This is a genomic window from Paenibacillus sp. Marseille-Q9583, assembly GCF_976954365.1.
Genome location: NZ_CDRJTB010000113.1, coordinates 1 through 10,281, shown reverse-complemented (window position 1 = coordinate 10,281; position 10,281 = coordinate 1). Strand labels below are relative to the sequence as shown.

Genomic DNA, 10,281 nt, shown 5'->3' with positions numbered 1-10,281 from the left:
AATGTTGGCATCAATTTAATGTAAGGTTCTCCACTTATACTGACTTCTAAGCAAATGAAACTATTTTCAAAGGAGAACTATTAATGAATCCCTCGATTTCACAAAAAGAAAAAATCATTTCACTCGACATCATTCGCGGACTTGCTCTTTTTGGCATTTTGCTTATAAATGTTGGCGGCTTTAAACTTATTATGGAAGGAGATCCCTTGCCAGACTATAGTGGCATTAATGGCATCATCCATACTTTGATAATTATCTTTGTACAAAAAAAGTTTTTTTCTATTTTTTCATTCCTATTTGGAGTAGGCCTGTACATTTTCGCCTCCAGAGCTGAAAGCCGGGGAGATCAACCAAGAAAACGTATGGCTAGACGTTTACTAATCCTCTTGCTACTGGGGATCATTCATGTATTTATCTTTTGGGGAACCATTCTGCCCGTATACGCTATTATCGGATTGTTTCTGATCCCTTTTTATCACACAACGGTTTCTACACTTAAAAAGTGGCTTATGGGTATGACATCTATTTATATCATTTCCTTGGTGGTAAAAATATTTTCACCCTCTCAAGGGGCAATCTCATCTATCCTTGATATTTTTTCTAATGACGCTTTGCAAATCTTTATTATGTTTTTAGCTGGTTTTTCAACTGCAAAGTCAGGTTGGCTGACACAGATACAAGAATTATCAAAACCAATTAGATGGATTCAAATGGCATCATTTCTTATGTTTGTTGGTTTCTCATTATGGATTTGGAACGCTTCTCAAAGCGGGAGCAGCAATGTAGATTCAGTTACGGGCTTAGGATCACTTCCAACCACTTTGTTTTACTTAACAACATTATTTCTACTATTAGAAAACAAACAAATGGTGAAATTCCTGACACCGATATCACGGGTGGGTCAAATGGCATTTACAAATTATGTAGCTCAAAGCATTATAGGTACGGCAATCATTTCAATGATAGGTCTCGAAGTCGTTTCACCAAAAGATATTCTCTACATCGCAGTTCTGATTTATATTATTCAAATCATTTTTAGTACCATCTGGTTCAAGTTCTTTTCCATGGGACCCTTAGAAAAGCTTTGGCGCTTGATGACCTATGGAACAAAACAAACTACAAAATGATAAAAACTCTCGCTAACTTGGGCAGCGATGGTAGTTGATGATCTCATTTTTCCAATTACGCATCGTTTTCATCCACTTTTAACAGCTTCGTGGTCAATCTTATCGCTCTGTTCACACCAACGGTTGAACCGCATGTTCGATGAATTTGTCTCATCGTGATATCTTTATCCTCAGTTGCAGCGTGCATCTTTACCTGAAATTCGTCAAGAATCGAAAGATTCATAAAGAAACGCCATCCTTTCCAAAAATTCTATAGAAAGGATAACGTTTTTTTGCTTTATGGGTAGTGTAAAACCTTAGCTTGATAGCGAAGGGGTATCGTCAGGGAAATGCGGTTATCCTGCCGTTACCCCGTATACAAGTTAAGTTACAAACAACTAATTTGAAATTAATGCATTATTGACAGTTGCGCTGTCCACGATTTGAATAAATTTATTAACCTTATCATTCTCATCAAATTCATATAGATGGCAAAAGTCTGCTAGAAATGATTTTCCTGTTGCTTTATACGTCCCACTATATTGTCCGTAGACGATAACAGTGTGATTATTAAACGCATAGATTTCATCTTTTGCAGAATAGCCATCCCATTCGGTTCCAAGGCGTTCATGTACATTTTTCACTACTTCATCTGGACCTACATAAGTACCCGCATAAGGAAATCCAGCAGCTTCTGTCCAAGATACATTATCACTTAAATACATTTTGAAGGCATCCAATTTTCCTTCACCGGTTAATACATACGTTTCATGTAATAATTTTTGGTATTTATTCATAACATTACCCCCAAGGAATTTCTTTCGTTACAACTTTTGCACTTAATTCTAATACTCCTTTATTTGCATAGCCTGGATATGCTGCTTCAAGCTTTGCCACAAAATCCGTAGAAGTTATACTTTCTTCAGAAGCTTTAATTGCAGTTTTTAGATAATTGATAGTTGCAATAAGGGCTTGATTATCTAAGGATTTTTCTATTGAACCATGGCTTGGTACGATTATGTTAGCATTTAACCCTTGTAACACTTTCAAGTTCTCAATCCAAGCTTCCATTGCTTCTTTTGAGCTAGTATCTGCTAAGAAAACATGTATTTCGTTGAATATTTCAATGCCACCAATCAATAATTTCAATTCTCTGTTAAATAAGCTAGTTCTGTAATTATCTAAACCTACAAGTTCAAATGTTAAACCTTGAAACTCAATAGTTTTTTCTGCAAATACTTGAGGCAATACAACATTACTTGGCGCGTTTTCTCCGAGTGTATCTTTCCAAACTTTTAATTTACCTAAGACAGAATGAACAATATGTTCAACAGTAGATTCTGTGGCATACGCAATGGACTCTGGATACGCTGCTTTAATACTTTCTAACCCAAAATAGTAGTCCGGATCTCCATGAATAATAAAAATTTTATCTAAAGATAAGTTATTTTCATTTAGGTAATCAACAATTTCTTTCGAATCGGATTGAGTAAATTTCGCATTTATTAAGAATGCATGTCCTGCTTTTTCAACTAAGGTTGCAGTCACCATAAAACTTTTTTCTTCAGAACTAAATATCGTCAATTTCACATCATTTTGATTTATTTCGATTGTTTTAAACATAGAATTTTATCTCCTTTTTGGTGAAGCTATTTAATAAGCAATGTAGTTTTATTAATTGGAAATGAGTTATAAAACTTCCATAAAATTATTACATTTTGATAAATGTTTTATACCTTAAATTTAAATCCTTAATAACAATCTTTAAAACGTGCTTCAATTTTATCCGACGTCATTACTCCGCCACCAATAGTAATTAATTGGTTATCCTTGTGTAGAAGTAAAGAGGGGTAGCTATTTATACCAAGTTGTTGAACCGTGTTGAAATCATTTTGAACATCTATTATAGTTTCTTGAGATTTTAGTCGCTCTAGTACTTGTTCAGGATCCAAATGATGATCAATAGCTATCTTACGATATGTTTCAGGGTCACTCAGACTTTTTCCATTATAATAAAACGCTTTTTGCATGGCAAAAGTAAATTCTAATAAACGGTTCGGTGCTAATGAACGTAAAGCTGAAAAGCCAATTGCAGCATCCTTTGAATTCATTGTAAAAGTACCTTCTGACAACAACGCCTGATATGAAGGACCAAATTCCGCACCAGTAAGTTGATTAATTCTTTTATTACCTTCTGATATATATGAGAATTTTTTTATTGGCAGATTATCTAAAAATAATCCTCCGGATAAAACAGTTAACGGAATTTCAGGGTGATTTTTGTAAAAACCTTTAATACTTTCTGAAAATCCATAGCACCATCCACAATATGCATCCCATATATATATAAGAGTGTCTTGATTTGTCTCCATTAAAAACGCCTACCTTTATTTTTTATTATTAAGCAGTCTCGCTGTTACTTAGAAATTCTCTGCTAACTTTTTAGTTCGTAGAATTGCATCTTCTTTAATCTATTGTGCTTTTTCAGCGCCTTATTATGCCCTTCAACATCTATTGCTTCAAAAGAAGGGACGCCAAAAAAATTCATCATTACCTAAAAATGGAGTTACCCCCTCTCTAGTTCTTCAGCTGGACCTTCAGAGTAGAAAGCACCAGGTGCTTGAATATGAAGTGCTTTTTTATCTGTAACAGGTACTGTTACTACTACCTGTAACTATTGTAGTTACAGGTAGTGTGAAAGTCAATTCTTATTAACGAAAAAATTAACTTCCTATTATTGGGCTCAATCTAAAAACCTTCAGATGTACTTCCTTGGTATAAGTGTTCAAAAGCCTCCCGCGGGGAGATTTTCACGATCACTCACTTTCCTGATTCCAATTCAAGTCGAAATTTCTTTTCCCAACCCAAAAAACCCCTCATAAAAAAGGGGTTTTGGGTTTAAGCGCTTTAACTTTTCGACGAAGAATCATACCATGAACTTTAATAATCAGAGAATCAAGTCTACGGCATCCTGCGAAACCCACACTTTATCCTTAATCATTACCGTTAGCACATTGAGTTTCGTTGTTTTGCCATCCAGAATGGCGATGTTTTTATCAATAGGCAGCTTGAGAACTTGACCTGCTTTTTTCACTACAACCACCGGATTCGTCTTATCGGTCTTGTCTAGGGTGATCGTAGCTCCTTTGACCTTGAATTTATCAGTGGATACGTACAGCGTATCCTGAAGTTCAGCCAGATTTAGTCCGGTTACTTCTTGAATATACTTATTCACATCCGTATTCTGGATTACACCGCTGTTCACGAAATCGGTCGGTTTATAATTAGCCGGATGGTAGGCGAACAATCCAACTTCCTCCGATGTGTGATCGTCCGTAGAAAAGGTTACGCCAATTTTATCCCCTAAAATTTTACCGATGACCGGCGAAAGGTTATCTTTCATTCCTAATCTGACTTGATCCGCTTCTTCTTTGGTTAGATCACTAAGTCCATAATTATCCGCAAGGATATTTTTAAAATTGTTCTCATTAATACTGCCTTCAATGTAATAACTGGTATGCTTCGCTTTCTTCATTACGGAAACTAGGTCTTTGGTGGAATCATAGTTCGTCATATTGAGCCCGCCAGTAGCATGATCCGAAACGGACAAGACTGCTGTATTTCCGTCTTTTTCTGCAAATTCTACAGCGGCTTTGAAAGCTTTATCAAACGCTAATGTCTCACTCATAATCCCCACCGGATCGTTATCATGACCATACCAGTCAATCTGACTTGCTTCGACCATCAGAATAAAACCTTTCTCGTTCTGTGACAACTTCTCTACAGCAACTTTTGTCATTTCAGCAAGGCTTGGTTGCTTTTGCGGGTTCAGGTCAAAATCAGCATCCAGTGCTTCAGAGTTGAACAGACCCCAGATTTTATTCGTTTTTGAATTCATTAAACCTGCTTTATCCGTTACATATTCATACCCGTTTGATTTCAGGATTTTGGTTAAATCTTCTCCGTCCTTACGGTTAATGTCTTCTTTGCCGGGTACCAAATACCCGGACCCACCCCCAAGAAGAACATCTACACCACTGTAGACCATCTGTTCTGCAATTGACTGCGCATTGTCACGCGTGTATGCATGACTTAAAAATGTAGCCGGTGTCGCATCCGTTAATTCACAAGTAAATACCGTTCCTGTACTTTTCCCTGCCATTCTCGCTGCATCCATAATCGTAAGCAGAGGTTTGTTCACATCCTCTGGCATAACTGCGTCCACGAACGGCATCGTGATTCGGTCGGGCAGTATGGATACCGTCTCACTCTTAACCTTATAGCCTGTGGCATAAGCCGTAGCTCCCGCAGCGGAATCTGTGGTAAGTGAATCCGTAGAATAAGTTCTGACCAGCCCGCTGAAATACTTATCCATTGCAAGCGCCTGTCCTCCCTGATACCATCTGGCCAAGTTCACATCGGATAAGCTCATCCCATCCGTAATAAACAGAATTACGTTCTTGACCGATTTGTTTGTAGGAGCATCAGAGTTATTGGCGCCACTGGCGTAGGTCGTTCCGTTGCCTGCTGCAAGCAGACTGCAAACCATAACTGTACTGCAAATTCTCCCCATAACCTTTTTGCGCATTTGAATCCTCCTCTAGCAGATTTTGTTAAGTACGTTTCTAGTTTAAAGGAGGATTGTTTGCGGGAGCAGCACCTATTCTCTTTTTATATATTAAATTCTATGCATATTTTGACTTGACCTGTGCTACTGATAATGGCAAAAAAAGGGCGCCCTAGGGGCACCCCTTACATTATTATTGTCTTATTACGAGGATATCACGAGGGGCTCTGCCAGTGCTTTGAATTCGGGAAATTTCGGAGCTTGTAAGATCACGGCCTACCAAAATAAACGAAGATGTAACATTATTAAAGTTAAAATTATTCAAGTTCGCTACGTTTTGGCTGCCGCGAAACACACGGAACGATCCCTGAAAGTTAATTCGCGAGAATAGTACAAGCGTTACTTGAGAGCTCTGCACAACATTTCTGAGACGGAAACTCGAGAGAACGTTGTTGAAGCGAAACGCTCCAAGATCACGAACCGCAACTCCTCCACGTCTGAACTGAATCCGACGATCGGTAAAATTAGTACCAGACCAAAGCGTAAGACGTATATCACTGTTAGCCAACTAAATCAACTCCTTTTCTGAGATTGATATAGTTTATTACTAACTTCAAAGAATGGTACAAGACAAATACAGCTGTACAATTGTTTGTTTTTCAGATTTCCCTGCGGTGATATTATCGTAAATAACCGTTTCAAGTCACGGATATGTTAGCAGACGACCTAATGTAAATAGATTTCGAATTAGTTGCGAGTCTTCTTTTTTTCATCATTTGATTCTCCCTTATATGGTTATTAGTGAATGGATAATGACAAGTTACCTTCTTTCACCTTTTTGTGTTCGGCCATCAAATCAGCTTTAGGATAAACTAATGAAGACAAAAAAAAGAGGAATAAGCCTCTTCAGACTATTCCTCTTCTAGCTACTTGTTCAGATTATCAGATAAATATTTTACTATGCCTTCTTCGGAGTCTTGAGAATACTCCCACACCATGACACCAGCCAGTTTTTTATCTTTGATATATTTAACTTTTGCCTGCAAGGCTTCTTTATCTTCATACGTAATAAAAGTATCACCATCATATAAATAGGCCGTCTTCGCTGTATCGTCAAAGTATCGTTTAAATCCATCTTGGTCCATATATGTTTCTTTTATCGTCTTGTAGCTTAAATCTACTTTGTCGATATTAATAGGTTTACCCAATGAAAATGAAGCGTCCTTATTCGCATTACTTTTAACATTCTCCCATCCGTAGGAATAAGCTGGAATACCTAAGAGAAGCTTGTTCGGATCAACATCACGATCTAAATACATACGAATAATACGATCCACGCTGGTTTTACTCTTTTTATTCTTATCTATAAATAAATTCGAATTATACCCTGTCGTATCTGACCAAGCTCCCGTTAAGTCATAGCTCATGACATTAATGAAATCCACATACTTTTCTACTTCTTTGACCTCAACGTTTTTGAAGAACCACTCTTCATTCCCTGCTGCAAAGGTTAAATAGTAATTTTTATTTTTACGCGGGAGTCTATCCAATTTTTCATCAAGTTCCTTCATTAGACTAGTAAAGTTCTTGGTATCCTCAGGTCGGGCTTTAGTCGTATTCCATGAATCAAAAGCTGGATATTCCCAGTCTATATCGATCCCATCTAAATCTAAATCCTTAACCATTGCGATCATACTCTCAGTAAAGTTGTACCGGTTTCCATCCAATGAAGCATCGGAGAATCCGTCCGCTTTATAGCCGCCAACTCCAAGTATGAAACTCGTTTTTTTATTATTTGCTTGCAGTTTCTTTATATTTTCTTTAATGATCTCATTTTTAGCAGGGTCCAGATCAAAATACACATTCGTTTTATCAATTTTGGCAAAGGCAAGAATAGCGATATCAATGTTTTTGTCATGGAGATTAAGATCTTTAAAGTCTTTCCATAACGGTATGTACACGGAGGTTATTTTTTTGTCTGAATCATTGAGATTGTAATAGTAAATTCCCATGCCTATAGCTAATATAGCTATGAAGATTTTTGTATATACACTTATTTTCATCATGTTAACTTCTTCCCCCAAATAAGACATGTGTAATGTATCTATTTAGATTTAAGACTTTAACCGTGAAATAGCTGATTAAGAATATAATAATGACATTAAAAGTAAGGTTGCCTATAGATTGGAGTAGAGTAGCTTGTATTTCTGCTCTTCTGGATACCAATATTTCAATCAACAAGTGAATTAAGTAGATACTAAAGCTAGCTTTGGAAATGGAGCTAATTATTTTTTTGACTTTGTAATTTAACTTCTCGCTAATGGCGGTTTCTTTTTCTTTAAAATAGATAAACGTTCCAATAGCCATAAAAAATGTCGTGAGTGAATAGTTTCCATAGAACATTTCATCTAGCACACCACTGTACAAGGAAGAAAAATAGGTCGCTAATGGCGTTACAAAAAAGGATATAATGCCTAAATTAAAGAAAAGATTTTTGGCTTTCATCGATATCGTATAGTTAAAGAGATAATATCCCAGGATAAAATATCCTAAATAACCCATGAACAAAGGGATATTGGTAATAGGAATATTGATATATTCGGAGGTCAATCTGAATACAAGATCAGAGATGAATTTATAAACCACACTTATCAAGAACCATATCAGCAGATAATATTTTAAATCCTTTTCACTGCACACTTTTACAAGTTTACTAATTAAAGGAACTGTTATATAGATCGCAATAATCGCGTATAGAAACCATAAATGTATATAATTCTTATCAAAGATCAAACCATACGAAAAATGAATGAAAAAATCATAAACGCCCATGCTGCTTTTTTGAATGAAATATTGGGTGTAAACGGCATAAATGAGTGACCAGCTAACTAAGGAAATGATTAAAGGAAGTACTTTTTTAATATAAAACTGCCGATATGATTTCACTTCCACTCTAAGGATCATCGCACCGCTTATCATAAAGAACACGGGCACAGCAAATCTGGATATCGAATTGAAAAAGTTGCTAATCCACCAAGATGTTGTATTGAAATCATTTGTCCTTGTAAGCAAGTCTGCAGTGTAGTGCAGAATGATGACGGCAACGATGGCCATTATTCGTAATACATCTATAAAAATAATTCGTTTATCGTTCAATATATGATTCATAAGTACCTCCGGATGGGTAGTTTGTTAATAGCTACAGTTAGGAGACTAGCTGATACTTGAAACCCCTTTTCTCTCAACGAATCCCCAGCCCTCGTCATTATCAAAATATTTAAACGTGCCTACGATATTCATATAAAGCAGCAGATTTCGATAGGTTAGTAATTCAACTTGGCTAAACACAAACATCCGAATATAATCTTTAACTGAATAATTGCTGCCATATTTTTTGCATAAATAGAGTGAAATCCCGATTTGCAGCGCATTAATGACGATAACAGACAACAAGAGAATAATGGCCTGAAATAAATTGGTACCCAGAAAGAGCGATTGTATAAGATAAAAAACGCTTGTAAATGCTGTTAATGTACCTAGGATAAAACCATCTATAGCAAAAAAGAGACTGACGCCAACGCTAAACTTTCGTGATAATTTGGACCAATAGATTAATATACAATCTACAAATGCTTTTTGCCAGCGTATTCTTTGTTTATAAAAGTTACTTAAGTTTTCTGGGCATTCCGTGTAGCATACAGCTTCTGGCGCGTAGACGAGCTTCTTATTCAAGTTATTCGCTTTAATAAACTCGTGAATTTTTAAAGTAATATCAATATCCTCGCCTACAGTACTTCTAAACCCGTTAACGTCCACCAATATACTCTTATAAAAGGCACCAAATGCGCCTGAAATAACGACGATTGAATTGAAAACGGATTGTGTTAGTTTTCTAACATAAAATCCATGGATGTAACTGATAACTTGGCTTTTTATAATCCCTTTACCAGTAAACTTATCTTGGATAACTCCATTTCTTTTCTCAGCACCCTGTACGATCTTCACAGTCCCACCTAAAGCGATGATCTTATCATCTTGAAAATATTGATTTACATATTTAAGCGAGTTTATTTCCAGCATGCTATCCGCATCCAGCGTAATAACAATATCAGAATTCGCACAATCGATGCCGGCGTTGAGAGAATCTGCCTTTCCGCCGTTGAATTTATCTATTACAAATATTTTTTCATATTTCTCCGAATGATAAATCCCTTTAATAGCGCCGTATGTAAGCTTGCCCTCTGCTTCTCTCTCACTGATTGATAAGTCCAAAAGCTCATTTAATTTTTGAAACGTCTGATCCTTCGAACCATCATTAATAATAATGACTTCATAGTTACTGTAATTTAGGCCCTCCATTGCATCTATGCAATTCTTAATGGTGAGCTCCTCGTTATAAGCAGGAACTAAAACGGAGATCGATTTTTCATCACAATCATTATTCAACTTTTTGACTTTACTGAAAAACAAAGGGATGACTGTGTAAAGAATTTGAAACCCAATAAAAATGAAGGTTGACAAATAAAAAAAGTATTGCATCTCCTCACTCCTCTTTATCTATTTAAAGCTTATGATTCTATGAATTGAACTGTTCTCCAGACAGTTAAT

General features: G+C 36.3%; 10 protein-coding genes and 1 pseudogene. 1 reads left to right on the top strand and 10 read right to left on the bottom strand.

All coding sequences use genetic code 11. The features are described from left to right. The first annotated feature begins 83 nt into the window (after window positions 1–83). Window positions 84–1,127 (top strand): DUF418 domain-containing protein, encoded by a 1,044-nt coding sequence (locus tag ACWNM1_RS29295; RefSeq protein WP_449603745.1) that lies wholly within the window; start codon window positions 84–86, stop codon window positions 1,125–1,127. Window positions 1,128–1,182: 55 nt separating this feature from the next. Here the strand turns inward: ACWNM1_RS29295 and ACWNM1_RS29290 are convergent, their stop codons facing one another. The 10 genes and pseudogenes from ACWNM1_RS29290 to ACWNM1_RS29245 all read right to left on the bottom strand — a co-directional run bounded on the left by ACWNM1_RS29290 (window position 1,183) and on the right by ACWNM1_RS29245 (window position 10,212). Then, window positions 1,183–1,350, bottom strand: coding sequence for a hypothetical protein (locus tag ACWNM1_RS29290; protein ID WP_449603744.1), 168 nt, complete (start codon window positions 1,348–1,350; stop codon window positions 1,183–1,185). A gap of 154 nt (window positions 1,351–1,504) precedes the next feature. Beyond that, on the bottom strand, window positions 1,505–1,903 hold the full coding sequence (locus tag ACWNM1_RS29285) for a nuclear transport factor 2 family protein (RefSeq protein WP_449603743.1): 399 nt from the start codon (window positions 1,901–1,903) through the stop codon (window positions 1,505–1,507). Between the two features lie 4 nt (window positions 1,904–1,907). Beyond that, window positions 1,908–2,729 carry a cytoplasmic protein gene (locus tag ACWNM1_RS29280; RefSeq protein ID WP_449603742.1) on the bottom strand — a complete coding sequence of 274 codons (822 nt, stop codon included), beginning with the start codon at window positions 2,727–2,729 and terminating at the stop codon, window positions 1,908–1,910. 128 nt (window positions 2,730–2,857) lie between these two features. Further along, window positions 2,858–3,478 (bottom strand): DsbA family protein, encoded by a 621-nt coding sequence (locus ACWNM1_RS29275; protein ID WP_449603741.1) that lies wholly within the window; start codon window positions 3,476–3,478, stop codon window positions 2,858–2,860. Between the two features lie 48 nt (window positions 3,479–3,526). Next, window positions 3,527–3,756 (bottom strand): annotated as a pseudogene (locus tag ACWNM1_RS29270) (FMN-dependent NADH-azoreductase); the annotation flags it as partial. A gap of 297 nt (window positions 3,757–4,053) precedes the next feature. After that, window positions 4,054–5,694, bottom strand: a complete 1,641-nt coding sequence (locus tag ACWNM1_RS29265; RefSeq protein ID WP_449603740.1) for an alkaline phosphatase — start codon at window positions 5,692–5,694, stop codon at window positions 4,054–4,056. 172 nt (window positions 5,695–5,866) lie between these two features. Beyond that, window positions 5,867–6,241 carry a hypothetical protein gene (locus ACWNM1_RS29260; protein WP_449603739.1) on the bottom strand — a complete coding sequence of 125 codons (375 nt, stop codon included), beginning with the start codon at window positions 6,239–6,241 and terminating at the stop codon, window positions 5,867–5,869. A gap of 358 nt (window positions 6,242–6,599) precedes the next feature. Then, a complete protein-coding gene (locus ACWNM1_RS29255) occupies window positions 6,600–7,736 on the bottom strand; it encodes a glycoside hydrolase family 18 protein (RefSeq protein WP_449603746.1) in 1,137 nt (378 codons plus the stop codon). Window positions 7,737–7,740: 4 nt separating this feature from the next. Beyond that, a complete protein-coding gene (locus ACWNM1_RS29250; RefSeq protein WP_449603738.1) occupies window positions 7,741–8,841 on the bottom strand; it encodes an acyltransferase in 1,101 nt (366 codons plus the stop codon). Window positions 8,842–8,886: 45 nt separating this feature from the next. Continuing rightward, entirely contained in the window at window positions 8,887–10,212 is a 1,326-nt protein-coding gene (locus tag ACWNM1_RS29245; RefSeq protein ID WP_449603737.1) for a glycosyltransferase, read from the bottom strand. Between the last annotated feature and the right edge of the window lie 69 nt (window positions 10,213–10,281).